Genomic DNA, 26,945 nt, shown 5'->3' on the forward strand with positions numbered 1-26,945 from the left:
GCTTGTTGCATCGCACACGGCGCGGCATGGTCGCGCCGTGACCGCCCCTGCCCTGACCACGCCTGAAACCGCCTCCCCCGCCGCCAGTCTGCGTGCGGCGCGACGGATCGTGGTCAAGGTCGGGTCGTCGCTGGTCGTGGACGCCAGGGCGCCGGCGACCGTCTGGCTGGCGGGGCTGGCCGCCGACATCGCCGCCTTGCGGGCACAGGGGCGTCAGGTCGTCGTGGTCTCGTCGGGCGCCGTCGCGCTCGGCCGGGGCCGCCTCGGGCTGGAGAAGAATGCGCGGCTGGACGAGAAACAGGCCGCCGCCGCCGTCGGACAATCCCTGTTGATGCAGGCCTGGGAGGCGGCGCTGGCCGGTGCAGGCCTGACGCCCGGCCAGGTCCTGCTGACCCGCGACGACACCGAGCGCCGTCGTCGGTGGCTCAACGCCCGGGCGACGCTGGAGGCCCTGCTGAAGCTCGGCGTCGTGCCCGTGGTCAACGAGAACGACACCGTTGCGACCGAGGAAATCCGCTATGGCGACAACGACCGGCTGGCGGCGCGGACGGCGCAGCTGGTGCGGGCGGACCTGCTGATCCTTCTTTCGGACGTCGATGGTCTGTACACGGCCGATCCGCGTTGCGATCCGGCAGCCGAGCATCTGCCGCTGATCGAAAACCTCGGGCCGGATGTGCTGGCCATGGCCGGCGGAGCCAATGCCGACGCCGACGTCGGCACAGGAGGCATGGCGACCAAGCTGGAGGCGGCACGGATCGCCCGCTCGGCCGGGTGCGCCACCCTGATCGTCTCGGGACTGGAGGCGCGGCCGTTGAGCGCGGTGGCGGCGGGCGCGCGGGCCAGCCTGATCACGGCGACCGCGACGCCCCTGCAGGCCTACAAGTCATGGATCGCGGGAAGTCTCGATCCCGCAGGATCGCTGACGGTCGATGACGGGGCCGCGCAGGCTCTGGCGAGCGGGCGCAGCCTGCTGGCGTCCGGCGTGAAACAGGTCGAGGGCCGGTTCGACCGGGGCGACTGCGTGCGCGTGGTGGGCGCCGCAGGCGGGGTTCTGGGCGTCGGCCTGGCCGCCTATGCCGCCGACGAGATGGAGCGCATCCGGGGTCGGCACTCCGGTGAGATCGAGGACCTGGTCGGTTACAAGGGACCGGGCGTCGCGATTCACCGCGACGACCTCGTGTTGCACGCATGAACGCTCTGAATGCCGCAATGCTGGCAATGGGACGGCGCGCACGGGCGGCGGCGGACGCCGTGCGACTGGCTCCGGCCGAGACGCGGTCTGCGGCGTTGACCACGATGGCGGCGGCCTTGCGGGCGCGGGCCGGTGCGATCCTTCAGGCCAACGCCCGCGACATCGACCGGGCCCGGACGAACGGCATGGCGGAGGCCCAGATCGACCGGCTGGCCCTGACGCCCGCCCGCGTCGAGGCCATGGCGGCGGCGGTGGACGAGGTCGCGGCCTTTCCCGATCCTCTGGGCGTCGAGACGGCGCGCTGGACCCGGCCGAATGGGCTCGACTTCGCCCGGGTGCGGACGCCCATCGGCGTGCTGGCCATCATCTACGAGAGCCGGCCCAATGTGACCGCCGACGCGGCGGCCCTGTCCATTCGGTCGGGCAATGTCGCCATCCTGCGCTGCGGATCGGACTGCCTCGACAGTTCGCTGGCCATCCATGCGGCCGTGGTCGAGGGACTGGCGGCGGAGGGGTTGCCGGCCGACGCGGTGCAGCTGGTCGGCACGCCGGACCGGGCGGCGGTCGGGGCGCTAATGACCGGGCTGGAGGGCTCCATCGACCTGCTGATCCCGCGCGGCGGCAAGAGCCTGGTCGCCCGGGTGCAGGCCGAGGCGCGGGTTCCTGTGCTGGGCCATCTGGAGGGGATCAACCACACCTATCTGCACGTCTCTGCCGAGGTCGGGATGGCCTGCGATATCGTCGTCAACGCCAAGATGCGGCGGGTGTCTGTGTGCGGATCGACGGAGACCCTGCTGGTCGATCGGGCGGGTGCGGAACGGCTGTTGCCGCCTGTGGCTGAGGCCCTGATCGCGGCGGGGTGCGAGTTGCGGGGCGATGCGGAAGCCCGAGCCCTGGTCCCGGCGATCCACGCGGCGAGCGATGACGACTGGGGGCATGAGTTCCTGGCGCCGATCCTGGCGGTGAAGGTCGTCGATGGGCTGGACGCGGCGGTGGAGCATATTCGACAGCACGGCTCGGGCCACACCGACGCGATCGTGGCCGGGGACGAGGCGGCGGCGGCCGGGTTCCTGAACCGCGTCGACAGCGCCATCGTCCTGTGGAACGCCTCGACCCAGTTCGCGGACGGGGGCGAGTTCGGCTTCGGCGGAGAGATCGGCATCTCCACCTCGCGCCTGCATGCGCGCGGGCCGGTCGGGGCGGAACAGCTGACCAGCTACAAATACCTCGTGCGCGGGACCGGTCAGATCCGGCCCTGACCGATGGTCAGGTCCAGCGGCCGCGAGGCGTGCAGCCGTCCGCCGCCGAGATCGAGCACCAGTCGTCGCCCCGCGAAGGCCTCCATCCCGACGAGGGCCGCAGGGAAGCCCGGCAGGGGCACGTCGGCATAGATGGGCGTGTCGGCGTCGCGATAAATCTGGTCGCCGACGGTGATGGTCCGTGACCGGACGATCTGCGAGTCGATCGCCCCGCCCAGCACGATGCTGGCCCCGCGCTGCGACGGTCGGCCGTCCAGCAGGCCGGCGGACCCGGCCGCTTCTCGCGACAGGGCCAGCAGGGCCGAGGCGCCCGTGTCGACCACAGCCTGGATGGTCGCACCTTCGACCGTGACCTCGGTCGTCAGGGCGCCACGCGACTTCGAGACGGGTATGGCGGCGACGTCCGCAGGCAGGACATGGCCCTCGCGAGGCAGGAACCGCACGCGGCGTTCCTCCGTGTCCAGTTCCAGCACCGTCTCGCCCAACAGGTCCTGACCGAGGATCAGAGGCGCTCCCAGCCCCTCCCCCACGGCCAGCGGCCCCAGCGACAGGATGGCGGCGCGCAAGGCGTCGATCCGCATTGCGCCCACGGAAACATCCAGCGTCACCCCCCGTCCCATCTGGGCCCCGCCGCCGACGCCATAGGCCACGAGTGGAATATCGAAGGCCTGGGTCAGGCCCAGTCGCTGGAACAGGCCGCGATCAATGACGGAGTACTGGGCCCCGGAATCAACGAGGGCGCGCACCGGCTGGCCGCCGACGGTGACCCGGACGGTCGGCACCGAGGCGCGGCGTTCGTCATAGGGCAGCCAGCCGCTCGATCCCTCCGGACCGAAGGCGACCCCGGGATCGCGCCACAGCACATGGTCCCTCAGCCACCACGCCCCGCCGAGGCCGGCGGCGACGAGGGCGACGCGGGTCAGGAGGGCGCGGCGGTTCATTCGGTGACAGTGGGGACGGGTTGCGGCGCTGTCGAGGCGCAGCAGGGTCGCAATCGCCCTTCCGCGTCGCCGGAGCACGGCGCCCGGCCGTACCCAGAATTCAGAGTCCAGATAGTCCGTAGAGTCCCATGGGGCCGGTCTCAAAAACGCCGTCCGATGTGTCCGATGGGTCCGAAGCGTTCGCCCATGGTCGTCCTCTCCGCGCGAAAGGGACCAGTATAGGGGCTTTTCAGGGGGTGAAGGGCAAAAGGGCTCTGGTCAGGACCGAGCATTGGAATCGTTGGCGGATTCCGGGGATGTGTTGATGGGTATGGGGCATCTTCCCTCTCCCGGCGGGAGAGGGCTTGAGCGTCCAAGAGCGCAGCGATTGGAAACGCGAAAGGGTGAGGGGCTGGAGCCAACCGGTGAGCGCTGCCCCTCACCCTTTCGGCCAAGACGCATCGCTTCGCTCTGCGGGCCTCAAGCCCTCTCCCGCCGGGAGAGGGAATGTTCCTTACACCTCGAACCGCACGCCCTGGGCCAGAGGCAGGGCGGAGGAGAAGTTCACCGTCTGGGTCTGGCGGCGCATGTAGGATTTCCAGGCGTCGGAGCCTGACTCGCGGCCGCCGCCCGTTTCCTTCTCGCCGCCGAAGGCTCCGCCGATCTCTGCGCCCGAGGGGCCGATGTTGACGTTGGCGATGCCGCAGTCCGAGCCCCAGGCGGACAGGAAGGCCTCGGCCTCGCGCACGCTGTCGGTGAAGACGCAGCTCGACAGTCCCTGGGGCACAGCGTTCTGCATCGCCACGGCCTCGTCGAACTCCCGCCAGGTCAGGACGTAGAGGATGGGGGCGAAGGTCTCGTGCTGCACCACCGAACTCTGGGCCGGCATGCGGACGATGGCGGGGCGGACATAGGCCCCGTCGCGGGTTCCGCCGACGACGATCTGGCCGCCCTGCTCCACGGCCTGAGCGAGCGCGCGGTCGAAGCCCTTCGCGGCGTCTTCGTCGATCAGCGGGCCGACGAGAACCCCGTCCTCGCGCGGATCGCCGATGGGCAGGGTGGCGTAGGCCTTCGCCAGACGCTCGATCAGGGCTTCGGCCACATCCTCGTGCACCAGGAGGCGACGCAGGGTGGTGCAGCGCTGGCCGCAGGTGCCGACGGCGGAGAAGGCGATGGCGCGCACCGCCATGTCCATATCAGCGCTGGGCGTGACGATCATGGCGTTGTTGCCGCCCAGTTCCAGCAGCGACCGGCCCAGACGCCCGGCGACGGTCGTGGCGACCGCCTTGCCCATCCGGGTCGAACCGGTGGCGGAAACCAGGGCCACGCGGGGATCGGCGGCGAGGGTCTCGCCGACCTCGCGGCCTCCGACGAGAAGCTGAACGAGGCCGTCAGGCGCATCGCCGAAGCGGGTCAGGGCGCGCTGCATCGCCGCATGGGTGGCGACGGCGGTGAGCGGCGTCTTCTCCGATGGCTTCCAGATCACCGGATCGCCGCAGACAAGCGCGAGCGCCGCGTTCCAGGCCCAGACCGCGACCGGGAAGTTGAAGGCGGAGATGACCACGACCGGCCCCAGCGGCTGCCAGGTCTCGCGCATGTGGTGGCCGGGACGTTCGCTGGGCAGGGTCAGGCCATAGAGCTGGCGCGACAGACCGACGGCGAAGTCGCAGATGTCGATCATCTCCTGGACCTCGCCGAGGCCCTCCGAGGTGATCTTGCCCGCCTCGAGGGTGACCAGCATGGCGAGGTCGTCCCTGGCCACGCGCAGTTCCTCACCCAGCAGCCGGACCAGCTCGCCCCGGCGCGGCGCGGGGATCCGGCGCCAGGCGTCGAAGGCGGAGGTCGCGGCCGCGATGGCGGCCCCGGTCGCCGCCGCATCGGCGACGCGCACAGCCTTTCCCGTCGAGCCGTCGATGGGCGAACGGGTCGGGAGGCCGGCCGGATCGAAGGGCGCATCGGATACGCCGAGGCGGGTCAGGATGGCTTGGGCGTTCTGGGCTGCGGTCATGTCGGCGGCTTAGCCGCACGACCGGAAAAGCGAAAGGGCCGCCTCCTTTCGGAAGCGGCCCCCGGTCAACGCCGGTGGGAGGTTACCAGCGACGACCGTCGCGGTCGCGGCGTTCCTCGCGCAGGTTGCGCTCGATCCGGTCGAGGCGGTCCTGCAGGTCGCGGCGTTCCCAGTTCGACAGGCCGTCGCGGCGATAGCGCCACTCCAGGCGCTGGTAGTCCGCCAACTGCGAACGCAGGCTGTGGGCTTCACGGCGGCTGATGCGGCCGTTGTAGGCGGCGCGGTCGATGCGCTGGGCCAGACGGGCCTGATCGCCGTTCAGGCCGCCGCCGTTCCAGCCGCCATTGTAGCCGCCGTTGTAGCCGCCGTTATGGTTCTGGCCGTAGCCGCCGCCGCGGTCACCGTGACCTCGGCCGTAATCTTGCGCCAGCGTCGGGGTCGCGATCGCGACCGCCGACGCGGCCAGCAGAGAAAGCAGAGCTTTCTTCGTCAGGGCGGTCGTCATGATCTTCTTCCTTCATCTCGGCCCGGGGGTGGGCTGCGAGGAGAAGAAAAGCACGGTGAAGCTGACACGCGTCTGAGCCCGCTGTTGTCAAACAGTCAGGTTGATGAACGGCTACGCTTGCGGGGCCCGTCACCGGCTGGGGGGAACGTCGCCGGCTCCGGCGGGTTCGATGGGTTCAACGCAGCAAGCAGGAGATTTCCGTCGTGAAAATCCGTGACGTGATGAGCAAGGACGTCCAGGTCGCCCAGGCCGGCGACACCATCCAGCAGGTTGCGGCTCGGATGGCCGCCGGCGATTTCGGCTTCCTGCCGGTCGCGGACGGCGACAGCCTGACGGGCACGATCACCGATCGGGACATTGCGGTGCGCGCGGTGGCCCAGGGCAAGCCGTCTTCCACGCCCGTAACCGAAGTCATGACCAGCGGCGCGACCACGGTGCTGGACACAGACGACCTGAAGTCGGCGCTCGAGCTGATGGGTGGGGGCAAGATCCGCCGCCTGCCGGTGATCGACAAGCACGGCAAGTTGGTCGGCGTCGTGTCGCTGGGCGACCTGTCGACGCGCGTGAAGGAGCGCTACGCCGGCGCGGCGCTGGAGACGATTTCCCAGCCTCACTGATCGGATGCGGTTAACGCGCGCGTCACCCTGTCTCTGAACCCCGTGTCAACGGGCCATCCGTCAAGATGCGGGGTCACAAGCAGGGGTCACGATGGCGCGCGCGCAATTCCAGAAGGGCCAGAAAGTCTGGGTCGAGTGTGTCGGCGCCTGGGCCCAGATCGAAAAGGTCCAGCCTGTCTGGGCCAAGGGTTTCGAAGAACCGGTCAAGGTCACCTATGACGTCGGCCTGGGCCGCGAGTTCCAGGCGACCGAACTGATGCTGCCGGCCGAGGACGAGGCCGGCTCGGATGCCGGGGACTGGCGGCTGCTGCGCGCGCGCAACAAGTGGCAGCAGGCCGAGGACGTGCCGCACCACCCCTATCCCGGCACCTATCCCGTCGTGGTCACCGATCCGGCCGACTGGGGCGGCTGGCGCGTGCCCGGCGCCGAATACGACCGCGATCCCCAGAAGATCGAGTTCCAGGCGCGCCTGATCGCCGCCGCGCCGCGCCTGATGGATCTCGCGCAGAAGCTGGTCGATACGGTCGCGGAAAGCCCCGAAGACGCCCCGCCGGAGACCCTCGCCCTGGCCCGTCAGGCCCGCGAAGTCCTGAAATCCGTAACCGAAGTTCTGGCCCCCGCCCCGGAGGCCTCTGCGCCGGCGCCACGCGCGCACGCCGCGTAAAAGAGATTCGTTAACCAAACCTCGACAGGATTCCGCGACGCAGCCTAGATTCCGGGGTGTCGTCGAATCGCCCAACGCCTGACCCAGCCGCCCCGGCCGGGACGCCGCGAGCATGTCCGGGAGAACGCCTTGCGGGGCACAGAGCGCCGCATTCAGCAGCCGGGACGACGGGCTCAGGACCGTCCCGAAGGCTTGCCTGCGTGGGGGCGGGTGCTGGTTCTCGCCCTGACGCTCGGCCTCGCGATCTACGTCGTCCTGTTCGCGCGTGAGAGCACGCGTCCCGCGCGCGAGGCGGCGGTACTGAAGGTCGAGGCCCTGCGGCGCGACGCCGATCTGGGCGCAGCCCTGCTGGACGCCAAACTGGCCAAGGCCAAAATCGGGCTGAACGTCGCCAGCCAGCGTCTCAGAACCAGTCCGAGCCGCCCGCTGGACGCCCTGGAGGCGGCCCGCGTCGCCGCCCCGGACAGCGCCTTCGCCGTCATGGACGCCGGGGTCGCCAGCGCTGCAGTCGGAGCCAGTCCCGCCGAGTTCCGCCCGTTGGCGGCCGCCACTGACACCGCCGCACCCCGGGCGACGCAGGATCGCAGGGCCATCCTGTCGACCGCATCACAGGCCCCGGGTCTGGTTGCGCTGACTCCGGTCGCGGATGAGGCCGGCTTGCGCACCCTCGTGGTGTCGCCGACCGAGGGCCTCATCGCGGGGGCCGCCGGGGTCTCGTTGAAGGAAAGACTGGGCGTCGAGTTGTCGGCCCTGACGGCGACGCAGGCCGCCGTCCGCGGAGCCCCCCGCCCCGACGAGGCCATCGAGGCGACATCCGCGCCCGTCGGCGACAGCGGACTGGTGGTTGTCGCCTGGCGACCCGAGACGACCGGCGCCGCGGCCATCATCAGCGATCTGTGGCTGCTGATCGCGCCCCTGGGGCTCGGCGTGCTGGTTCTGGGCCTCGCCCTGCTGCAGCGCTGGCGACAGGCGCGCGCGTCCAAGGCCTGGCAGGAGACCGAGCACCGCTTCCGCGTCGCTGTCGAGGCGGCGCGTTGCGGCGTCTGGGAGTGGGATCTCAACGCCGACGAGGTCGTCGTTTCCGACTTCATGGCCGAGCTGCTGGGCCTTCCCGCCGGCGGGTCGGTCAGCGCCGAAGCGGTGATGGAGCGGATCCATCCCCGCTATCGGGATCTGGTCGAACACGCCCTGCGTCAGGCCGCGACCTTCGGCGCGTTCGAGGTGACCTTCCCTGTTCCCCTGTCGACCGGCGGCGCGCGCTGGATCGACGCCCGGGGTCAGGCGCGGGGCGTTCGGGGCGAGGACGGATTCAGCATCATCCTGGGCGTCGCCCTGGACATCACCGAGGCGCGCCGCGCCAAGGCCCAGGCCCAGGCCGCCGAAAACCGGCTGCGCGACGGCATCGAGAGCGTGTCGGACGCCTTCGTCCTGTTCGACAAGCACGGCCGCCTGATCCTGTGGAACCAGGCCTTCAAGGACGCCTTCGGCTTCGCCGACGAGGCGGTGCGCAAGGGCGCCATGAAGGACGAGCTGAACCGGATCGCCGCCCTCGCCATCAAGGAGGAGCGCCCCTCCGCCGAGGGTCGCGCCGGGGCTCGCGAGGTCGAACTCCATGACGGCCGGGTGTTGCAGCTGTCCGAGCGGTTCACCGGCGACGGGGGCACGGTGGTCACGGCCGCCGATGTGACGGCCATCCGCCGTCAGGAACTGGAGCGCCAGCGCGCCGCCGACAGTCTGCGGATCACGGTCGATCAGTTGGAGACCAGCCAGGAAAAACTCAGCCTGCTGGCCCGCAAATACGAGATCGCCATGACTCGGGCAGAGGCCGCCAACCAGGCCAAGTCCGAGTTCCTGGCCAATATGTCCCACGAGCTGCGCACCCCGCTGAACGCCATCAACGGTTTCTCGGAGATCATGGCCGGGGAGATGTTCGGGCCTCTGGGAGACCCGAAGTACAAGGGCTACGCCGCCGACATCCTGAAGTCCGGCCAGCACCTGCTCAGCCTGATCAACGACATCCTCGACATGGCCAAGATCGAGGCGGGCAAGATGACCCTGCACTATGAGCCGGTGTCCCTGACCGAAATCTGCGAAGACGCCATCCGCCTGATGCGGGGCAAGGCGCAGGACTCGGGCCTGACCCTGTCGCTGGAGGCGCCGGACCTGCCCGAGATCGACGCCGACTATCGCGGGCTGAAACAGGTCATGCTGAACCTGATCTCCAACGCCGTGAAGTTCACGCCGGAGGGCGGCGAGATCACCGTGTCACTGCAGGCGCTGAACGGGGACCGGGTCCGGATTGCAGTGACCGACACCGGCATCGGCATCGCCGCCCAGGACCTGGCCCGCCTGGCCCAGCCCTTCGAACAGGTCGAGGGCCAGCATTCCAAGACGACCCAAGGGACCGGCCTCGGCCTGTCGCTGACCAAGGCCCTGATCGAGCTGCACCAGGGTCAGATGCTGATGGAGAGCGAGCCGGGCGTCGGCACCACCGTCAGCTTCGACATCCCGATGAAACGCCCCGGCGCCTCGGTCGAACAGGCCCGGGCCGCCTAGAGCATGATCTTCTGGTGGACCCGCTTCGCGGGTCCGGCATGAAGCGTGAATCGTGCACTCGCTCAAATCTGGGGTCTGACCCGGAAAAGCGCCAGCGACCTTCCGGTCGGTTCAGGCCCCGGAAGCGGGAGCCAGGGCTCCAGGATCACTACGGCAATGACCGCCAGAGCCACGGCGATCACGCCGAGCCAGAACCCTTCCTCAACGCGAAAACGCGCATCCATCCCCCGGATTTCCCGCAGGCTTTTCCGATGATTTTTACAGCAAAGCTACCCCTGATTGATCGGGGAGGCCTATCTCGCGTGACTGTCGCCGGCCTTGTCGTCGTGGCTGTGACTGCTGCCCCTGCCGCGACCGAGGATCTGGGCGAAGGCGGCGCGGTCGGTCGGTTCCAGCGTGCTCATGATGGTCAGGGTGTCCGCCTCGAGACGACGCCGGCCGCGAATCTCCGCATCGCGCGACTGGTCCAGCAACCGTTCGACGAGCGCCGCGTCATAGGGCTCGGCGGCGGCGGCGGCGATCGCCTGTCGACGGGCCTCGCGCGCCTGCTGGAAGTCCGGGCGGGCGGCGAGACCGGCGTCACGCAATGACTGTCGCACGCGGACGCGCACATCGGGGCTGAGGGCGGCGACCAGTTCGCGCGGGGAGGCGTGACGGTCGTCCCGGTCCTTGCCGTCCATGCGGCTTTCGATCCGCTGCTGACCGGTCAGGGCCGTATAGGCGGCGGTCGCGGCGAACAGGTTCACTGCGACCGAGGCGGCGAGGGCGACGCCGAGAACGATGGCGAGGGTGCGCGTATTCATCCCAGCACCTCGGTCTCGTCGAACCCGCTGAGCATGGCCTGATCCAGCACGGCGTCGGCCTGGGCCTGGGTCGCCAGATGGCCGCCCAGATTCGCGCCGAACACGACCCCGGCGCAGGCGGCGGCGGCCCAGCCCGCCCCGCCGATCCACAACAGTTTCCTCAACGACGGCCAGGCGGCGCGCGCCTTGACCGAGGCCGCGGCGATAACCCGATCGCGCAGATCCATAGACACCACGGGGTTAGGCGAGGCGAACAAGGCGGCGTCGGTCTGGCGCGCGTCGAACAGGGCGCGTTCGGCCTCCAGCGGATGGGCGTCGATCCAGGCGCGGGCAGCCTCGCGCTCGCTCTCGGGCCAGCGGCGGACATCGCCGCCAAAGGCGTCAGCCAGTTCGCCGAAACGCGTCTCGTCCATGCGTTCGGGTGTCATCCTCGTCCTCCTTCGGCCGCCGGCTCCGCGCCGGGGGCCAGATGCGCCAGTGTCTGTCTCAGGGTCCTGCGACCCCGCGACAGCAGGCTTTCCAACGCCTCGATACTGACCGACATCAGGCCGGCGGCCTCAATATTGGTCAGCTCCTGATAGTGGCACAGCACGATGGCCTCGCGCTGGCGCTGCGGCAGGGCGGCGAGCGCCCGGTCCACCTGCGCGCCCAGCTGGGCCGTCATGATCCCGCGATCCGGAAGCGGTCCCTCATCGGGCCGGTCCGGTGAAATCTCGGTCGGAACCTCGCGCCGTCGACGCAGGCGATCATAGCAGAGGTTCAGAGCCACCCGGTGCAGCCAGGTGTCGAACCTGGCCTTGCCCGGGGTCCAGCGCGGGGCCTGTTTCCAGGCCCTCAGCATGGCGTCCTGGGCCACGTCCTCGGCCTCAACCGGATCGCCCAGCATCCGCTGCGCCAGGGCCATCATGCGGGGAAGCTTGCGCGCCACCATGGCCTGAATAGCCGCGGGATCGCCCTGACCCACGCGGCGCACCAGATCCTCGTCGGGGTCGACGACAGAAGCCAAACGGTCACTTTCCCGACGGACGGACAGGCGGGACGGCCATGCGAGCGCGACCGTCCCCACCCTCTTACTCCGAAGCGGGCGCCGAAGGCGACGCCTGACGGGCGGCGCGACGCTCCTGCCGTTGGGACTGGCGATGCGCGCGCATCGCCTGACGGGCCGTGACGCGTTCGGCAGGGGTGATGAAGCCGTCGTGGTCAGCATCGACCCGGTCGAACTGCGTCGTCAGACGGGTCTGGACGTTGGCGATAGCGAGAGGCCCGGGGGCCTCGGCGCCCTGACGCGCTGCTCCACCGCCGTGACCGCGACCGCCGCGCCAGCCTCCACGATGACCTCGCATGCCGTGACGCGCGCCACGATCGGCCCGGTCGCCGCGCATCTCGCGGGCGGCAATGAATTCGTCGCGGCTGACCGCACCGTTGCCGTCCGTGTCGAGCGCTTCAAACCGTGCCGAAACGCGCTGGTTGCGGCGGGTGTCGATGCCCGACCGGCGCTCCTCGACGGTGATCGAGCCGTCGCGGTTGGCGTCGATCGCGGTCAGGCGCGCAATGCGGCCGTCGACAAACTCGGCCCGGCTCACGCGGCCGTCGCCATCGGCATCTGCACGAGCCGCTCGCGGAGCCTGTTGGGCCAGGGCGGAACCGGCGGTGAGGACGGCCAGAACAGCAGCGGCGCTGGCGGCCAGAGTGGATTTTCTCATGCGTTCATCTCCGAATGGGCGGGTCGTCGGACAGGCCCGCAAGACCCCCGTCTTGAAAGTGAAACGCGCGAGAGCGGACTATCCGTCGCGAGCTTTCGGAAGCGCATTCTCGAAGGCCTTGCGGGCGTCCGCTCTAACCGTCTCAAGACGACGCCGCAGGGCCGGGAAATCCTCCGCTCCGGCCGCCTCGGCCAGGCGGGTGCGGAAGGTCTCCGATTCGGCCTCGGGATCACCCTTGTCGTCGAAGGCGCAGGCGAGCAGCTGGGCCAGGGCCTGATGCATCACCCATGTCTCCTTCAGCGCCGGATCCTTCGCCAGCTGATCCACGATCGAGACACTGAGCGCCCCGCCCTCGGCGGCCGCCTGCAGTTGACGGAACTGACCCACGAACTCTGCGTCGACCAGACCGCCGGGAACCAGCTTCAGATCCCAGAACCCCCTGGCCGGCCGTTCCCTGTCCATCAAGTCGCGCATGGCACGCACGTCGTCGGCTGTGTCCACGCCGGGGCGCGGACGCCGCAACGCCGCCTCGATCGCCGCCGTGACCTCGGCGGCGAACGCCGGATCGCTGGCCCACGCGACCCGGGCGCGGGTCAGGGCCATGAACTCCCACGTCGTGGCCTCGTCTGAATAATAGGCCTGGAACCCCGACAGCGGCACAGACACCGGCCCCTTCGACCCCGAGGGCCTCAGCCGCATGTCGACCTCGTAGAGCCCGCCCTCGGCCGTATGCGCCGACAGGGCCGAGATCAGCCGCTGGGTGAAACGGACGTAGAAGACGTCAGGCGACCAGCCCTTGGTCGCCGACACGGCGTCTGAAGGCGCGCCATAGACGGTCATCAGGTCGAGGTCCGACCCCGCGGTCATCTCGCGGGACCCCGCCTTGCCGAGGGCGATGACGGCCACGGCGCCGGGCATCACGCCGCCCAGCCGTTCGGTCTCGGTCAGTGCGGCCGCCGACAGGGTGCGCATGACGGCGTCGGCGAGGTTGGTGAACCCCTTGCCCGCCGCTTCCGGCCCCACCCGCCCGCTGAGGGTCTGCATGCCGATTCGGAAGGCCTGTTCGCGGTGCAGGCGACGCACGGCGTTCATGGCCCCCTCGAAATCGCCGGCGGCTCCGGCCTCCTCGGCCATCTGGTCGAACAGACCGGTGTTGACGCCCAGCTCGGTCTCGAACCGGGCGTCCAGCATGGAATCCAGCGCCGCCGGATAGCGGCCCAGCGTCCGCGCCAGACGCGGGGCGAAGGCCATGACGCCGACGATCCGCTCGAACAGCTCCGGCTGGTTCAGGAACAGGGCCTGGACCTGCACGCCCGCAGACAGGCCGGCGAAGAAGACCGAGAACCGTTTGAAGGCCGCATCGGCCGCGCCGGTCCGCGCCAGCGCCGTCAGCAGCCGCGGGGCCAGCCGGGTGAACAGCTCCCGCCCCCGCACCGAACGCGTCGCGGAGATGCGGCCGTGGTGCCAGGACCGGATCGTGTCGGCGACCGCGCCCGGATCGGAGAAGCCCATCCGCTCCAGCGTCGCCAGGGTCTCGGGGTCATTGTCGACACCTGTGAAGACGAGGCTGCCGAATGGGGAGGACAGTTCCTCCTCCCCTTCGAAGAGGGCGCCGTAGCGCTGGTTCACGCCGATCAGGATGGCCTCGACCCCGGCGTCGAAAGCGGCCAGATCGCCCTGCCCCGACAGCGCCGCCACGGCCGCGCGGCGCTGGGGATCGGCCGGAAGGATGTGTGTCTGCTCGTCCTCCAGCATCTGGGCCCGATGCTCGAGCCCCCGCAGCTCGACATAGGCCCCGGTCATCTCGGCGGCGACCTCGGCGGGCAGGTGGCCCTTGGCGACGAGGGCCGCGAGCGCATCAATCGTGCGAGGGCTGCGCAGCGACGGATCACGACCGCCGAGGATCAGCTGCTGGGTCTGGGCGTAGAATTCGATCTCACGGATGCCCCCGCGCCCCAGCTTCAGATTGGCGCCCGCCGCCTCCATCGCCTCGCCGGTCTTGTGGACGTGTATCTGTCGCTTGATCGACTGGATATCCAGCACGGCCTGGTAGTCGAGGCTCCGACGCCAGACAAAGGGGACCATGTCCTTGAGGAACTCGGTCGCCGCGCCGAAATCGCCACAGATGGCGCGGGCCTTGATGAAGGCGGCCCGCTCCCAGTTCTGGCCGACGCTCTCGTAGTAGTCGAGCGCCATCGGCACGGCCACGACCGGCGGGGTCGAGGACGGATCGGGGCGCAGGCGCAGATCGACGCGGAAGACGTAGCCGTCGGCCGTTCGCTCGGACAGCAGGGACGCCACCCCCTGCGCCACCCGGTTCATCAGGCCCTGCGCCTCCGTGCCCTCGGCGAGGACGGGGGCCAGCCGGTCCGGATCGAAGAACAGGCTGAGGTCGATGTCGGAGGAATAGTTCAGCTCGAACGCGCCGTGCTTGCCCATGGCCAGGCCGAACAGTCCCGGGATCGGACCGCGCGTGTCATCGGCGGCGGTCTTGAGCTTGCCGCGCCGTCGCAGGTCCTCCGCCACGCCCGACAAGGCCGCGCGCGAGGCGACGTCGGCAAACCGGCTGAGCGCGCCGGTCACCTGATCCAGATCCCAGACCCCGCCGAGATCGGCCAAAGCCGTCAGCAGGTGCAGCTCCGACTTCAGCTTCCGCAGCGGCGAACGCATGTCGTCCGCCCCTCCGGTCAGGGCGATGGTCCGGGCCGCGATGTCCTCCAGCCTTGCATCGGGCGCGTCGGCCAGGATGGCGTCCAGCATGTCCGGCCAGCGCCGCGCCAGACCGAAGAGGTAGGGCGATGCGGCGAACACCGGCGCCAGCGCAGGCCAGACCGCGTCCAGCGTCACGCCCAAGCCGCCCTCGGCCACACTGGCCGACAACCGCTTATGGGCGCGTCCGGCGGCGTCCGCATCGACCACGGGACCGCAGGCCGTCAGCCGTTCGCCCAGCGACGCCGAACTCATCCCTCGCTCGCGGGCGGCAGGACCAGGGCGACGCGCAGGCCCGGCCCGGACTCGCCATAGGCGCCGGGGCCTTCATCCAGCTGGATGCGACCCAGATGCGCCTCCATCACCGCCCCGACCAGCGACAGCCCCAGACCCGACCCGGCCTCGGTGCGGCTGTTGTCGAGGCGGACGAACCGTTCGATGACCCGGCCGCGATCCTCTTCCGGCACGCCCGGCCCGGTGTCAGTGACGGAGAATTCGATCTCGCCCGACGACCGCCGGCGCGCGCGCAGCATGACCGCCCCGCCGACCGGCGTGTATTTGATGGCGTTGTCGATGACGTTGGCCAGGGCCTGGGCCAGGAAGGGCCGGGCCCCCTCGATCATCAGGCCGCGCTCGATCTCGGCCGAGAAGTCGAGCCCCTTGTCCTCGGCCGCCGGCTCGTACAGCTCGGCCATGTCGGCGGCCAGTTCGGCCGCGTCGAACACGGCGGCGTCCGGCACCCGGCCCGCCGCGGCCTGCAGCCGGGCGATGGCGAGCACGGTGTTGAAGGTCTTCAGCAGGGTGTCGGCCTCGTCCAGCGCGACCTGAAGCGCGTCGGCGCCGTCGATCCTGCCGCTCTCGGCGTCGATCAGGGCGACCTCCAGCCTGGCCCGCATCCGCGTCAGCGGAGAGCGCAGATCGTGGGCGATGGCGTCGCCGGCATGGCGGATCGAGGCCATCGACGTCTCCAGCCGGTCCAGCATCCCGTTCAGCCCCGCGCCCAGCTCGTCCAGTTCGTCGCCCGACCCGCGCACGGCCACCCGCGCCTTGAGGTCGCCCTCCTGCACCGCCCCGACCACGGCGTTCAGCCGCCCCATCGACCGCTCCAGATTGCGGCTGATCAGCAGGCCGCCGCCGAGACCGAGCAGCAGCACCATGCCCATGGCCATCCACAGCGCCTGGGTCAGCCGGCCCAGATAGGCCTCGGTGTCGCCGAGCGATTGGCCGACGATCAGCCCCTCGCCGCCCGACAGCCGTACCTGTACGGCGCGCACCTGGGGCCGGATCACCCGTCCGTCCGGATCGGTGTCGGTGATGATGGACGTGGTCCATTCCTCCGCACCTGGGGCGGTTTCGAACGGCGACATATTGAGACTGCCGGTGCCCAGGGCTCCGTCCTTGTCGATCAGCTGATAGACATAGGCGTCGCGGGTCAGGATCCTGTCGATCAGCGCAACGTTCAGGGCATCCAGCCCCCGGCTGTCATAGACGCCGGTCAGGGTCTTCAGCTCGCCGCGCACATCGGCCTCGGCCTGGGCCTGGGCCTCCTGCGCCGAGGCGATGTAAACATAGGCCAGGATGGCGCTGGCCGCCGCCGCGAACAGCGCCAGGAACAGCAGCGTCAGCCGGAAGGGCGTGCGGCGGAAGAGGGAGGGCAGCTTCATCGAGGCCTCTTAAGCCTCCAGCCGATACCCCGCCCCGCGCACCGTCTGCAGCATCGCCTTGTCGAAGCCCTTGTCGATCTTGGAGCGCAGGCGGCTGATGTGGACGTCGATGACGTTGGTCTGGGGGTCGAAATGATATTCCCACACCTTCTCCAGCAGCATGGTGCGGGTCACCGACTGGCCGGCGTGGCGCATCAGGAACTCCAGCAGCTGGAACTCTCGCGGCTGCAGGTCGATCTCACTGGTCCCGCGATGCACGGTGCGGGCGATCAGGTTCATTTCCAGGTCGCCGACCTTCAGCACGGTCTGGACCCCGCCGGTCTCACGACGACGCGACAGGGCCTCCACCCGGGCGATCAGCTCGGCGAAGGCGTAGGGCTTGACCAGATAGTCGTCGCCGCCGGCCTTCAGGCCCGTGATCCGGTCCTCGACCTCGCCCATGGCGGACAGGAACAGGACCGGCGTCTGGTCGCCGTCCTTGCGCAGGGTCTCGACCATGCCGATGCCGTCCAGCCGGGGCATCATCCGGTCGACGACATAGACGTCGTAGTCGCCCTTTTGCGCCTCCAGCAGCCCGTAGGCTCCGTCGATGGCGTGACTGGCCATGTGACCCGCCTCGGACAGACCGCGCACCATCGCCTGGGCCGCCTCGGCGTCGTCCTCGACCACAAGAATTTTCACGAGCCAGCCCCTCCGGAATCACAATCGCCGCCGACGGTAACCCATCGGCGGCGACTTAGGGAGTTAAGCCTTGTTCAGGCTGCGGACTAAGGAGCGTCCGACAGTTCCAGCACGAACGGCCGGTTACCCTGCGGGATACGAATCAGAAGCAGGACGCTCTCACGCTTGGCAGCCCGCGCCTGGTCGATCACCGAGCGAAGTTCAGCAACGGTCGAGATCGGCCGCCCATTGGCGTTCATGATCACGAAGCCGGGCTGCACGCCCGCCCGTCCGGCGCGCGATGTTTCGGCCGCACCCGTGATGACGAGGCCGCGAACGGTCTCCGCGATCGAGTAGCGCGACCGAAGTTGCTCGTTGAGCGGAGCCAGGGTCATGCCTTCGACAACCTCGCCCGACGGCGCGACCGGCCGACCCGGCGCGGCATCCGGATCCTCGCCGGCGCCGTTCTGAAGGGCCGAAATATCGGCCGGGCGCGTGCCCGAACGGACGTTGATCGTCTGACGGCGGCCCTCGCGGATGATTTCGAGGCGCAGCATGTCGCCGGGTTTGGCCTGACCGACGCGGCGGGTCAGCTCGGTCGAGCTTTCGATCGACTCCCCGTTGACGGCCACGACAATATCGTCGGCCCGCAGTCCGGCCTGTTCAGCCGGAGCGCCCGGGGTCACCTCGGCGATGTAGGCGCCTTCCTGATCGTCAGGCAGGCCGAGCGGTTCGCGATACTCGTCGAGCAGATTCTGGATCGACACCCCCAGATAGCCGCGCTCGATGGCCTGACCGCTCATCAGGCGATCCGTCACCGACTTGGCGATCGAGGCCGGGATGGCGAAGCCGATGCCGACCGAGCCGCCCGTCGGCGAGAAGATCGCCGAGTTCACGCCGATCACTCGGCCATAGATGTCGAAGGTCGGGCCGCCCGAGTTGCCCCGGTTGATGGCGGCGTCGATCTGCAGATAGTCGGTGTAGGGCGTCGAGCTGTCGCCGATCTCGCGGGCCCGGGCCGAGACGATCCCGGCCGTGGCGGTACCGCCCAGTCCGAACGGGTTGCCGACCGCGATGACCCAGTCGCCCACGCGGGGCTCGGCGGCTTCCTCGAAGCTGACGAACTTGAAGTCCGAACCCTCGACCTTGATGACGGCGAGGTCAGTGTCCTGATCGCGGCCGACCAGACGGCCGGGCAGCTCACGGCCGTCCGACAGCTTGACGGTGATCTTGGTGGCGTTGGCCACGACGTGGTTGTTGGTGACGATGAAGCCGTCGGCCGAGATGAAGAAGCCGGAGCCGGCTCCCTGGGCGGTCGGAGCGTCTTCCTCCTCCTCGTCGGGTTGCTGGGTCTCCGGGGCCTGGAAGCCGAAGCCGGGCAGACCGGGAATGGGAATCAGACCGCCGCGCGGGCGTTCGATCGGGGTCTCGACGTCGATCTGGACGACGGCGGGCGAGACCTGGTCGAAGATGTCGGCGAAGCTGAGCGGCGCGCCCTGCGGCGGGGCGAAGGCAAGGCCCGAGGCCCCGGCGGACGGGATCAGTCGCCCGCTGGCCTCGGCGGCGTTGGCCCCCGGCCAGTCGATCACGCCACCCGCGGTCGCGGCGGCTGCGAAAACGAGGCCGACGGTGGCCCCCAGGATGAATTCCTTGCGCTTCATCATCGGTGTCTTGCGATCCTTCTTGGGCCCGAACGGACCCGTTTCGCCTTGTGATATAGCGCGATAGCGGCTTTCGCCAACCATCGCGTCGCGAGGCTTGAGCCGCCTCAACGCCCGTCGTGAGGCGCGGATGCGTCAGGATCGGGGCGAACTGTTTCGCTTTGGAGAAGATCGGCCAGCCGACGTTCCTCATCGGGCGAAAGCGGCGCGGTCTCGGCGGCCTTGCGCCGCGCGAAACCGAACAGGGCGATGCCGCCCAGAGCTACGAGCAAGGCCGGTCCGAACCACAGCAGCCAGGTCCCGGTCCGCACAGGCGGGGTGAACAGGACATAGTCGCCGTAGCGGCGGACCAGGTCGTCGCGAACCTGCTGATCCGTGGCGCCGGAGGCGATCTCCTCGCGAACCAGCCGGCGCATGTCACCGGCGATCCCGGCCGGGCTGTCGGCGATGGATTCGTGCTGGCAGACCACACAGCGCACGACCTCGAAGATCCGCTGCGCCCGGGCTTCCTGACCGGGCGAGACCAGAGGCTGGTCCGGCGGCGCGGCGGGTTCCTGGGCGAGGGCGGGACCGGACAGAATCAGGACGGCCAGCAGCGCGAGGAGGAACCGGATCATGCGGCCACGACCCTCTTCCGTCCACTGACCGCCAGCCTCAGCCGCCGGTCGAACAGGGACAACACCCCGCCCAGCGCCATCACGAACGGTCCGAGGAAGATCAGTCGCGCCCACGGATTGTAATAGACCCTCACGGTCCAGGCCTGGGCCGCCTCGGGCGTCGAGCGACGCTCGCCCATGACGACATAGACGTCGTCCAGCCCCCGGAAATCGAGCCCGACCTCGGTCGTCGTCTGGCCGCCCGCGGGGAAGAAGCGGCGTTCGGCGGTGACGGTCTTCGGGAAGGCGCGGCCGTCGACCGACGCCACCGTCAGCGTCCCGCGCTCGGCCAGATAGTTGGGGCCTTCGATGATCTCGACCTTGTCGAGCGTCACGGCCCACCGACCGGCATGGACCTCGCCGCCGATGGGCAGGGGAGCCGCCGCCTCGACCTTGAAGCCCGTCTCGACCACGGCGCCGAGCACGAACAGGCCCAGACCCGCATGCGCCAGCGTCATGCCCCAGGCGCCGAGCGGCAGACCCCTGGCCCGGCGGCCGACCTCGGCGAGTGGGGCGCGGAACAGGCGCACGCGCTCGACCACCTCGGCCAAGGCTCCGAAGATCAGCCAGGCCCCGACCGCCAGCCCGGCAGCCGCGAACGCCTTCTTCGGCTCGAACGCCAGCCAGCCGACGAAGCCACAGGCGATGGCCAGACCGCCCGCGAGCGCCAGCCTCTGAATCGCCCCCTTCAGGTCGCCCCGTTTCCACGCCAGAAGAGGCCCGGCGGGCAGGATCAGGAAGGCCACGACCATCAAAGGCGTGAAGGTCAGGGCGAAATAGGGCGGGCCGACCGAGATGGTCGCGCCGGTCGCCGCCTCAAGGATCAGCGGATAGAGGGTGCCGAGCAGGACAGTGACGGCCGCCACGGTCAGGAACAGGTTGTTCAGCACCAGGGCCCCCTCGCGACTGACCGGGGCGAACAGGCCGCCGCCCTTCAACTGCGGCGCGCGCCAGGCGAACAGGGCGAAGGCCGATCCCGCCGTGAAGCCGAGAATGCCCAGAAGCATCAGCCCCCGCTCAGGATCGACGGCGAAGGCGTGGACGCTGGTCAGGACGCCGGATCGCACGAGGAAGGCGCCCAGCATGGAGAAGGTGAAGGCCAGAAGGGCCAGGAAGACGGTCCAGCCCGCCAGCGCTCCACGCCGCTCGGTCACCACCGCTGAGTGCAGCAATGCCGCGCCCGCCAGCCAGGGCATGAAGCTGGCGTTCTCGACCGGATCCCAGAACCACCAGCCGCCCCAGCCCAGTTCGTAATAGGCCCAGAAGGCGCCCAGGGTGATGCCGGCCGTCAGAAACACCCAGCTCGCCAGGGCCCACGGACGCACCCAGCGACCCCAGGCAGGCCAGAAGCCGGAGAAGGCCTTGCCCTCGATCAGGGCGGCGACCGCCAGAGAGAAGGTCACCGAGAAGCCGACATAGCCCGCGTAGAGCATGGGCGGATGGATCGCGAGGGCCGGGTCCTGAAGCAACGGGTTCAGGGACGACCCCTGGAACGGCGCCGGGTCTATCCGCGCGAAGGGGTTGGAGGTGAAGACGGCGAAGGCGAGGAACAGCGCCCCCAGCCCGCCCTGCACGCCCACGGCCGAGGCCTTCAGCCCGAACGGCAGGCCCCGCGCGCGCGTGAGCGCCGCGCCGAACCCGGTCATGACCAGACACCACAGGACCAGAGACCCCTCGTGGCTGCCCCATGCGGCGGCCACCTTGTAGAGCATCGGCTTGTCGGTGTGGCTGTTGTTGGCGACATTCGCGACCGAGAAGTCCGAGGTCGCAAAGGCGAAGATCAGGGCCGCGAAGGCCAGCGCCGTCGCCAGAGCCGCAGCCACGGCCGCGCCCTCCGCGCCGCCCGTCAACAGGGGGCTGCGACGCAGACGACCTGTCGCCGCCAGACCGGTCTGCAGCACCGACAGCATCAGGGCGAGGATCAGCGCGAAGGCGCCGAATTCGACGATCACAGGGTCTGGCTCTGCGCTGGCCGGGCCGTCGTGCCGCCCTCAGGCCGCCACTCGCCCTTTTCCTTCAGACGGTCGGCGACCTCGCGCGGCATATAGGTCTCGTCGTGCTTGGCCAGGACGGTGTCCGCGTGGAACACCCGGTCGGGACCGAACGTCCCTTGCGCCACGATCCCCTGCCCCTCGCGGAACAGGTCGGGCAGGTCGCCCTCATAGATCACCCGGCTGGTCGCGGCGTTGTCAGTGACGGAGAAGGCGACTGTCGTGCCGTGCTGCTCCACGCTGCCGGCCTCGACCAGTCCGCCCAGGCGGATGACGCGGCCGGCGGGCGCGGCGTCTGCGGTCGCTTCCGATGGCGAGAAGAAGAAGGTCACGCTGTCCTGCATGGCCCACAGCGAAAGCCCGACGGCGAGCGCCAGCACGGGCGCAGCGGCGGCCACGACCCACAGGCGACGACGCGCCTTCGGCGATTTGGGAAGCCAGCTCATGGGCGGACGACAGTTTCCGGGAACGGAGGGGTCGCGCCGTATAGCGCCACTCCCGTTCGGCTCCAACGGGTCATGCCGCCGCGTCCAGCCGGCTGACCAGATCAGTCCGGCGCGGATCGGCCGGGTCGAGCACGGCGATCAACGGCGTCCAGAGCTCACGGGCGCGGGCCGCATCGCCCCGCGCCAGCGCCGCCTCGCCCAGGAAGTAGCGCGCGCCGAACTGGTCGGGATCAATCGCCAGCGCCCGGGTGAAGGCCGCTTCGGCGTCCACGCCGACGTCCCCGTCAGCCGCCCGCACCAGGCTTTCGCCCAGACGAGCCCAGCTGGTCGCATCATTCTCATCCAGCGCCACGGCCCGGCGGAAGGCCGAGGCTGCGCCGATCGGATCTCCGGCCTCGAACCGGGCGGCGCCCAGCATGGTCAGGGCGGTGCGGTTGTCGGGCTCGCGCTTCACCGCCCGGCTCAGGACGGCGGCGATCTGTTCCGCATCCAGCGTCTCGGGGCTGGCGGCCCAGTCGTCGATGCGCCGCTCATAGGCCTGATCCGGCAAGCCCGGAGCGCCGAAGACGAAATACAGGCCCAGTGTCGCCGCGACCGCTCCGACCAGTCCGGCCAGCACGATCGTCCGGTCCCGTCCGCCGACGCGGGGCGCGGCGTCCGGCTGGCTGGTCGCCAGCAGACGACGTCCGGCCTCGGCCCGTGCGGCGGCCCAGGCGTCCTCGTCCAGCAGGCCGCGCGATTTCAGGCGATCCAGCTCGGCCAGCTCGGCCGCGCCCGTGTCCGACACGGGCTGCTCGCGGTCGGCGCCGCGCCTTGCCAGGCTCAGCATCAGCAATCCGGCCAGCGCCGTGGCGAGACCGGCCAGAGTCCAGAAAACGATCATCCGCGCCGTTTAGCCGATCAGGCGGCCCGGGGCGAGCGCTCCTCGTCGAGCGACGCGCGGGCGCCTGCCGCGCCGGCCCGGCGTCGAACGGTGCGGGCCGCGTCGGTCGCCTCGATCACGAGCAGGCATTTGGCCAGGGTCTCGACCATGGCCAGCGACTTGCGCTGGTCGGGGGCCTCGCCCGCGTTCACGGCCTCGATGACCATGTCGACCCAGGAGGTGATCCGCTCGGTCACCGACTGCACCAGCTGCGACCTCAGCGTTTCGCAACCGAACACCTGGGCCGCGGTCCGCAGGGCGCCCAGCAGGGTCAGCTGCAGGACCGCCGCCTGCACCGCCTCCAGAGACGCGGCCTCTGCGTCCAGATCGGGCGCCTGTTTCGTCATCCGCCCGGCGGTCTTGACGGCCTTGGACGGCATCAGCCTGTCCATCGTCTTGTCCAGCGACCGCAGGGTGCCGGACAGGCTCTTGTTGATTCTCTCGCGCGCCTCTCGCGCCTGCTTGCCCCAGGTCCCTTCGGGATCGAGCTGCAGGGTGATGTCGAGCTCGCCGAGTGTTTCGGCGCACCAGGCGATGTCGGCGCGCAGACCAGGCCCGGGGTCCGCCTTGGCCCCCGGCTTGTGCGAGGCGATGCGCGTCACCCGCGCCTCGACCTCGGCGATCAGGCGATTGACGAACCCGGCCATCTCCGATTCCGACAGGAAGCCTTCCTTGGCCGACGCCTTGGACGAATGCACCACAAGCCGCAGGATCAGGGAGGCGTCGCCCAGGTGGGCGAACATGATCTCCAGCATGCGCGGTCCGCCGTCGGCGGTGATCTCGGCGCAGTCGCGGATCAACAGGCGCAGCTCCGCCAGCTGGTCGCCGGTCGGCCGCAGGATCAGGTCGGGCAGGTTGAGCAGGCCGCGCCGGGCCATGGCCGCCAGATCGAAGCACAGGGCCAGTTCATCCAGCCCCCTGATGCGGGTCGTCTCGTCGCCGCCGTTCGACGGCCAGACGAGGTCGGGCTCGTCACGCACCACAGCGGCGGCCGCGACACAGATGCGGTCGGCGACCGCCCGCATCTTCGGATTCTCCTCGATCGGACGATAGTCGTCGAGCACGAGCAGCAGTTCGGGCTCCTTGCTCGACGCGGCCTTCCACAGTCGGGGCAGGACGCCGGCCGGGAAGGTCAGCGATTCGACGCCGTCGGGACGACGCTGGAACATCGGCAGCAGGGGGGCGAACGCGATGGCGCGGCGGCGGCGGTCGATGGTCTCGTCGGCCAGCATGATGCTGAGCGCGGCCGCGCGCTCTCCGGGCATCTGGGCGACGGCGCCCGAAAGAGTTTTCAACACGCGGTCGGGCACCCGCTCCAGCATCTGGGCGAGCACTGCACGCTGCGCGACCGATAGCTCGGCCATGCCACACTCCGTCGACCGCGGAACGGCGGCCGGAAATCACAGTGAAGGCAGGTGGTTAAGAATCAGGAAGCGGAGGGACAGCCCCCAATTCTTCTCACGCTTCCGCAGCCGGCAGTTCCAGCACGGCCTTCAGCCCGCCGAGGTCGCTGGCCGCCAGCGTCAACCGTCCGCCGTAAGCCCGGGTCAGGTCATCGACGATCGCCAGACCCAGCCCCGATCCCGGCGCATCCTCATCCAGACGCGCGCCTCGTTTCAGCATACCCTCGCGCTGATCGGCCGGCACGCCCGGTCCGTCGTCCTCGATCACGGCGATCATCTGGCCCAGGCCCGAGGCGCCGGCCGAGACCCGCACCCGCCGCTTCGACCATTTGCAGGCGTTCTCCATCAGATTGCCGAGGATCTCCTGCAGGTCCTGACGCTCGCCCAGGAAGGCCAGATCGTCGGGCGCGCGCCAGTCGATCTCCACATCCTTCGACTGGAACACCCGCTCCAGCATGACCGCCAGTTCGTCGACGACCTCGCCCACCGGCGTCTTCTCGCCCAGACCGTGGGCCGCGCGGGCGGCGGCGCGGGCGCGGCGCAGGTGGTGATCGACCTGCCCCTTCATCACCTCGGACTGGCGTCGGACGATGTCAGCCAGTTGCCCCTGATCGGTGCCGGCCTCGGCCAGCATCACGGATAGGGGCGTCTTCAGGGCGTGGGCCAGGTTGCCGACGTGGGTCCGCTGGCGCTCCACCACCTCCTGATTGTGATCGAGCAGCCGGTTGACCTGTTCGGCAAGGGGCTGGATCTCGGTCGGATAGGCCTTCTCGATCCGCGCCGCCTTGCCCTTGCGCACATTGGCGATCTCGACCCGCAGATCGAACAGGGGCCGCAGACCGATCTGGACCTGCAGGAAGACGGCGATGACCAGGCCGATGCCGAGGATCAGCAAGGCCGTCCAGGTGAAGGTCGCGAACTGGCGCGTGTCCATGTCGATCTCGGACCGGTCGATGCCGGCCATGAAGACCAGCGGACGGCCGTTGAGCGACTTCATGCTGGCCGCGATCCGCAGCGGCTGGGCGCCGCCGGGCAGGATGCCGGGATCATTGTAGCTGAGGGTGGAACCCATCGCCGCCTGCAGCCGCCCCGGCAATTCGGGGTCGACATAGAGGCTCTCGCCCGACAGCGACGGGGATTTCGCCAGCACGAAGAACCCGCCCTCGGAATCGACCTCGCCCACCATCCAGTATTTGCCCGACAGGCCGCGCAAGGTGGGCGCATCCTTGATCTCGGCGACCTGCAGGCCTTCGGGGGTCATGACGCTGGCGATGACGACGTCGTCGATGACCCCGCCCAGGGAGTTGCCCAGACGCCGGAACGCGCTCTCCTCATACTGGCTCGTCAGCATCCAGCCCGTCAGCATCAGGGCGACCACGATCCAGGCCGAGGCCAGCCAGATTAGGCGGCGCGTCAGACTGCGCCCCGGCCGGCCGAACCAGCGCCCCCAGGACGGTTTCGTCACAGGCTGAAGCGCTGGTGCGTCGTCGCTCACGCGGCTTCGGACTCGCCGGCCAGAGGCGTCAGACGATAGCCCAGGCCGCGCACAGTCTCGATCCGGTCGGACCCGACCTTCTTGCGCAGGCGGCCGATGAAGACCTCGATGGTGTTCGAGTCGCGGTCGAAGTCCTGGTCGTACAGGTGCTCGACCAGCTCGGTGCGGCTGATGACCCGGCCCTGGTGCATCATCATGTAGTGCAGCAGCCGGTACTCCAGCGACGTCAGCCGCAGGGGCTCGCCGTTGACCGTCGCCCGGGCCGCGCGCGGATCCAGCCTGAGCCCGCCGCACGCCAGGGTCGCCGAGGCGATCCCCGCCGAACGTCGCAGCAGGGCCCGCAGGCGCGCCAGCAACTCCTCGGTATGGAAGGGCTTGGTCAGATAGTCGTCGGCGCCGGCGTCGAAGCCCGACACCTTGTCCGACCAGGCGCCGCGCGCCGTCAGGATCAGGACCGGCGTCGCCTTGCCGTCCCGGCGCCAGCGTTCCAGCACCGACACGCCGTCGATCTTGGGCAGGCCGAGATCCAGCACAACGACATCGTAGGGTTCGGTATCGCCCAGGAAATGGGCCTCCTCGCCATCGGCCGCGTGATCCACGGCATAGCCGGCATCACCCAGCGCCTGTTTCAGCTGGCGCGACAGGTCGGCGTCGTCTTCGACCAGGAGAACTCGCATGGTGTGGTCCTTCGTATCCGTCAGCCGCGCGAATCGACGGAGATATCGATGATCTGACCGTCGCGCTCGAAGCGGAAGACATAGCTGTTGCCGCGCAGGCCCAGCGACCCGACGAAACGGGCTCCGCGGGCGCGTGACTGGGCGATCCCCTGCGCCTCCGCCTCGGAGATGCGACGCGGCTCACGCTGGAATTCAGAGTTGCCGCGATCACCATTGCCACGATTGCCGCGGTCCTGCGCGTTCGCGGCGCTCAGCGGCGCTGCGGCGATCAGGACGGACAGGAGAAGGACGGACAGGCGGGTCATGGGGCGTCTTATGAGGCCGGCGCTCTGAACGGCGGCTGAACGTGCAGCTTAGGGACGTTTAACCTTGGGGGAAACGGGCCTCTCGCAGCGGATGAATGGAACCTGACCCGGGCCGTTCAGGATCGGCTC

General features: G+C 69.6%; 24 protein-coding genes. 5 read left to right on the plus strand and 19 right to left on the minus strand.

Annotated elements, in window-relative coordinates; translation table 11 throughout:
* Window positions 1–37: 37 nt before the first annotated feature.
* Window positions 38–1,192, plus strand: a complete 1,155-nt coding sequence (gene proB, locus ACW17Y_RS13415; RefSeq protein ID WP_492036183.1) for a glutamate 5-kinase — start codon at window positions 38–40, stop codon at window positions 1,190–1,192.
* Window positions 1,189–2,451 (plus strand): glutamate-5-semialdehyde dehydrogenase, encoded by a 1,263-nt coding sequence (locus ACW17Y_RS13420; protein WP_492036184.1) that lies wholly within the window; start codon window positions 1,189–1,191, stop codon window positions 2,449–2,451. Before proB ends, ACW17Y_RS13420 begins: the two co-directional genes overlap by 4 nt.
* Here the strand turns inward: ACW17Y_RS13420 and ACW17Y_RS13425 are convergent.
* The 3 genes from ACW17Y_RS13425 to ACW17Y_RS13435 all read right to left on the minus strand — a co-directional run bounded on the left by ACW17Y_RS13425 (window position 2,436) and on the right by ACW17Y_RS13435 (window position 5,884).
* Window positions 2,436–3,392, minus strand: coding sequence for an aspartyl protease family protein (locus tag ACW17Y_RS13425; protein ID WP_492036185.1), 957 nt, complete (start codon window positions 3,390–3,392; stop codon window positions 2,436–2,438). The two genes, ACW17Y_RS13420 and ACW17Y_RS13425, sit on opposite strands and share 16 nt — an antisense overlap.
* 493 nt (window positions 3,393–3,885) lie before the next feature.
* Window positions 3,886–5,379, minus strand: a complete 1,494-nt coding sequence (gene amaB / locus ACW17Y_RS13430) for an L-piperidine-6-carboxylate dehydrogenase (protein WP_492036186.1) — start codon at window positions 5,377–5,379, stop codon at window positions 3,886–3,888.
* 82 nt (window positions 5,380–5,461) lie between these two features.
* Window positions 5,462–5,884 carry a hypothetical protein gene (locus tag ACW17Y_RS13435; protein WP_492036187.1) on the minus strand — a complete coding sequence of 141 codons (423 nt, stop codon included), beginning with the start codon at window positions 5,882–5,884 and terminating at the stop codon, window positions 5,462–5,464.
* Between the two features lie 203 nt (window positions 5,885–6,087).
* Between ACW17Y_RS13435 and ACW17Y_RS13440 the strand changes: the two genes are divergently transcribed.
* The 3 genes from ACW17Y_RS13440 to ACW17Y_RS13450 all read left to right on the plus strand — a co-directional run bounded on the left by ACW17Y_RS13440 (window position 6,088) and on the right by ACW17Y_RS13450 (window position 9,721).
* Window positions 6,088–6,501 (plus strand): CBS domain-containing protein, encoded by a 414-nt coding sequence (locus ACW17Y_RS13440; protein ID WP_492036188.1) that lies wholly within the window; start codon window positions 6,088–6,090, stop codon window positions 6,499–6,501.
* 91 nt (window positions 6,502–6,592) lie between these two features.
* Entirely contained in the window at window positions 6,593–7,165 is a 573-nt protein-coding gene (locus tag ACW17Y_RS13445; protein WP_492036189.1) for a hypothetical protein, read from the plus strand.
* 192 nt (window positions 7,166–7,357) lie between these two features.
* On the plus strand, window positions 7,358–9,721 hold the full coding sequence (locus tag ACW17Y_RS13450; protein ID WP_492036190.1) for a PAS domain-containing sensor histidine kinase: 2,364 nt from the start codon (window positions 7,358–7,360) through the stop codon (window positions 9,719–9,721).
* Window positions 9,722–10,014: 293 nt separating this feature from the next.
* On the opposite strand, the gene ACW17Y_RS13455 is transcribed toward ACW17Y_RS13450, so the two are convergent.
* From ACW17Y_RS13455 to ACW17Y_RS13530, 16 genes are all read right to left on the minus strand, one after another.
* Window positions 10,015–10,524: a periplasmic heavy metal sensor gene (locus tag ACW17Y_RS13455; RefSeq protein WP_492036191.1), complete on the minus strand. Its 510-nt coding sequence runs from the start codon at window positions 10,522–10,524 to the stop codon at window positions 10,015–10,017.
* Window positions 10,521–10,952: a hypothetical protein gene (locus tag ACW17Y_RS13460; protein ID WP_492036192.1), complete on the minus strand. Its 432-nt coding sequence runs from the start codon at window positions 10,950–10,952 to the stop codon at window positions 10,521–10,523. Before ACW17Y_RS13460 ends, ACW17Y_RS13455 begins: the two co-directional genes overlap by 4 nt.
* The gene (locus ACW17Y_RS13465) at window positions 10,949–11,530 is read right to left on the minus strand and encodes an RNA polymerase sigma factor (RefSeq protein ID WP_492036193.1); all 582 of its coding nucleotides are present in this window, start codon (window positions 11,528–11,530) and stop codon (window positions 10,949–10,951) included. The genes ACW17Y_RS13460 and ACW17Y_RS13465 overlap by 4 nt, the downstream gene beginning before the upstream one ends.
* Before the next feature lie 64 nt (window positions 11,531–11,594).
* On the minus strand, window positions 11,595–12,227 hold the full coding sequence (locus ACW17Y_RS13470; RefSeq protein WP_492036194.1) for an EF-hand domain-containing protein: 633 nt from the start codon (window positions 12,225–12,227) through the stop codon (window positions 11,595–11,597).
* 78 nt (window positions 12,228–12,305) lie between these two features.
* Window positions 12,306–15,191 (minus strand): bifunctional [glutamine synthetase] adenylyltransferase/[glutamine synthetase]-adenylyl-L-tyrosine phosphorylase, encoded by a 2,886-nt coding sequence (locus ACW17Y_RS13475; protein WP_492036195.1) that lies wholly within the window; start codon window positions 15,189–15,191, stop codon window positions 12,306–12,308.
* Complete coding sequence (locus ACW17Y_RS13480) at window positions 15,188–16,600, minus strand: sensor histidine kinase (protein WP_492036196.1); 1,413 nt, start codon at window positions 16,598–16,600, stop codon at window positions 15,188–15,190. Before ACW17Y_RS13480 ends, ACW17Y_RS13475 begins: the two co-directional genes overlap by 4 nt.
* 9 nt (window positions 16,601–16,609) lie before the next feature.
* The gene (locus ACW17Y_RS13485) at window positions 16,610–17,281 is read right to left on the minus strand and encodes a response regulator transcription factor (protein ID WP_492036197.1); all 672 of its coding nucleotides are present in this window, start codon (window positions 17,279–17,281) and stop codon (window positions 16,610–16,612) included.
* A gap of 86 nt (window positions 17,282–17,367) precedes the next feature.
* On the minus strand, window positions 17,368–18,924 hold the full coding sequence (locus ACW17Y_RS13490; protein ID WP_492036198.1) for a Do family serine endopeptidase: 1,557 nt from the start codon (window positions 18,922–18,924) through the stop codon (window positions 17,368–17,370).
* A gap of 104 nt (window positions 18,925–19,028) precedes the next feature.
* Window positions 19,029–19,538, minus strand: a complete 510-nt coding sequence (locus ACW17Y_RS13495; protein ID WP_492036199.1) for a cytochrome c-type biogenesis protein — start codon at window positions 19,536–19,538, stop codon at window positions 19,029–19,031.
* Complete coding sequence (locus ACW17Y_RS13500; RefSeq protein ID WP_492036200.1) at window positions 19,535–21,529, minus strand: heme lyase CcmF/NrfE family subunit; 1,995 nt, start codon at window positions 21,527–21,529, stop codon at window positions 19,535–19,537. Before ACW17Y_RS13500 ends, ACW17Y_RS13495 begins: the two co-directional genes overlap by 4 nt.
* The gene (ccmE, locus tag ACW17Y_RS13505; RefSeq protein WP_492036201.1) at window positions 21,526–22,014 is read right to left on the minus strand and encodes a cytochrome c maturation protein CcmE; all 489 of its coding nucleotides are present in this window, start codon (window positions 22,012–22,014) and stop codon (window positions 21,526–21,528) included. Before ccmE ends, ACW17Y_RS13500 begins: the two co-directional genes overlap by 4 nt.
* Before the next feature lie 70 nt (window positions 22,015–22,084).
* Window positions 22,085–22,897: a c-type cytochrome biogenesis protein CcmI gene (gene ccmI, locus ACW17Y_RS13510; protein WP_492036202.1), complete on the minus strand. Its 813-nt coding sequence runs from the start codon at window positions 22,895–22,897 to the stop codon at window positions 22,085–22,087.
* Between the two features lie 17 nt (window positions 22,898–22,914).
* Window positions 22,915–24,300 (minus strand): hypothetical protein, encoded by a 1,386-nt coding sequence (locus ACW17Y_RS13515; RefSeq protein ID WP_492036203.1) that lies wholly within the window; start codon window positions 24,298–24,300, stop codon window positions 22,915–22,917.
* 94 nt (window positions 24,301–24,394) lie between these two features.
* A complete protein-coding gene (locus ACW17Y_RS13520; RefSeq protein ID WP_492036204.1) occupies window positions 24,395–25,834 on the minus strand; it encodes a sensor histidine kinase in 1,440 nt (479 codons plus the stop codon).
* Window positions 25,831–26,511 (minus strand): response regulator transcription factor, encoded by a 681-nt coding sequence (locus ACW17Y_RS13525; protein ID WP_492036205.1) that lies wholly within the window; start codon window positions 26,509–26,511, stop codon window positions 25,831–25,833. Before ACW17Y_RS13525 ends, ACW17Y_RS13520 begins: the two co-directional genes overlap by 4 nt.
* A 20-nt stretch (window positions 26,512–26,531) precedes the next feature.
* Entirely contained in the window at window positions 26,532–26,816 is a 285-nt protein-coding gene (locus tag ACW17Y_RS13530; protein WP_492036206.1) for a hypothetical protein, read from the minus strand.
* Window positions 26,817–26,945 lie beyond the last annotated feature (129 nt).

The sequence above is a fragment of the Brevundimonas sp. AVps7 genome (genome assembly GCF_058681545.1).

What these genes read in the sequence shown, in the direction of transcription:
- ACW17Y_RS13420 (WP_492036184.1), top strand. Translation starts at nt 1,189, where the DNA reads ATGAACGCTCTGAATGCCGCAATGCTGGCAATGGGACGGCGCGCACGG.
- ACW17Y_RS13425 (WP_492036185.1), bottom strand. Translation starts at nt 3,392, where the DNA reads ATGAACCGCCGCGCCCTCCTGACCCGCGTCGCCCTCGTCGCCGCCGGC.
- amaB (WP_492036186.1), bottom strand. Translation starts at nt 5,379, where the DNA reads ATGACCGCAGCCCAGAACGCCCAAGCCATCCTGACCCGCCTCGGCGTA.
- ACW17Y_RS13435 (WP_492036187.1), bottom strand. Translation starts at nt 5,884, where the DNA reads ATGACGACCGCCCTGACGAAGAAAGCTCTGCTTTCTCTGCTGGCCGCG.
- ACW17Y_RS13445 (WP_492036189.1), top strand. Translation starts at nt 6,593, where the DNA reads ATGGCGCGCGCGCAATTCCAGAAGGGCCAGAAAGTCTGGGTCGAGTGT.
- ACW17Y_RS13455 (WP_492036191.1), bottom strand. Translation starts at nt 10,524, where the DNA reads ATGAATACGCGCACCCTCGCCATCGTTCTCGGCGTCGCCCTCGCCGCC.
- ACW17Y_RS13460 (WP_492036192.1), bottom strand. Translation starts at nt 10,952, where the DNA reads ATGACACCCGAACGCATGGACGAGACGCGTTTCGGCGAACTGGCTGAC.
- ACW17Y_RS13470 (WP_492036194.1), bottom strand. Translation starts at nt 12,227, where the DNA reads ATGAGAAAATCCACTCTGGCCGCCAGCGCCGCTGCTGTTCTGGCCGTC.
- ACW17Y_RS13475 (WP_492036195.1), bottom strand. Translation starts at nt 15,191, where the DNA reads ATGAGTTCGGCGTCGCTGGGCGAACGGCTGACGGCCTGCGGTCCCGTG.
- ACW17Y_RS13480 (WP_492036196.1), bottom strand. Translation starts at nt 16,600, where the DNA reads ATGAAGCTGCCCTCCCTCTTCCGCCGCACGCCCTTCCGGCTGACGCTG.
- ACW17Y_RS13490 (WP_492036198.1), bottom strand. Translation starts at nt 18,924, where the DNA reads ATGATGAAGCGCAAGGAATTCATCCTGGGGGCCACCGTCGGCCTCGTT.
- ACW17Y_RS13495 (WP_492036199.1), bottom strand. Translation starts at nt 19,538, where the DNA reads ATGATCCGGTTCCTCCTCGCGCTGCTGGCCGTCCTGATTCTGTCCGGT.
- ccmE (WP_492036201.1), bottom strand. Translation starts at nt 22,014, where the DNA reads ATGAGCTGGCTTCCCAAATCGCCGAAGGCGCGTCGTCGCCTGTGGGTC.
- ccmI (WP_492036202.1), bottom strand. Translation starts at nt 22,897, where the DNA reads ATGATCGTTTTCTGGACTCTGGCCGGTCTCGCCACGGCGCTGGCCGGA.
- ACW17Y_RS13515 (WP_492036203.1), bottom strand. Translation starts at nt 24,300, where the DNA reads ATGGCCGAGCTATCGGTCGCGCAGCGTGCAGTGCTCGCCCAGATGCTG.
- ACW17Y_RS13525 (WP_492036205.1), bottom strand. Translation starts at nt 26,511, where the DNA reads ATGCGAGTTCTCCTGGTCGAAGACGACGCCGACCTGTCGCGCCAGCTG.
- ACW17Y_RS13530 (WP_492036206.1), bottom strand. Translation starts at nt 26,816, where the DNA reads ATGACCCGCCTGTCCGTCCTTCTCCTGTCCGTCCTGATCGCCGCAGCG.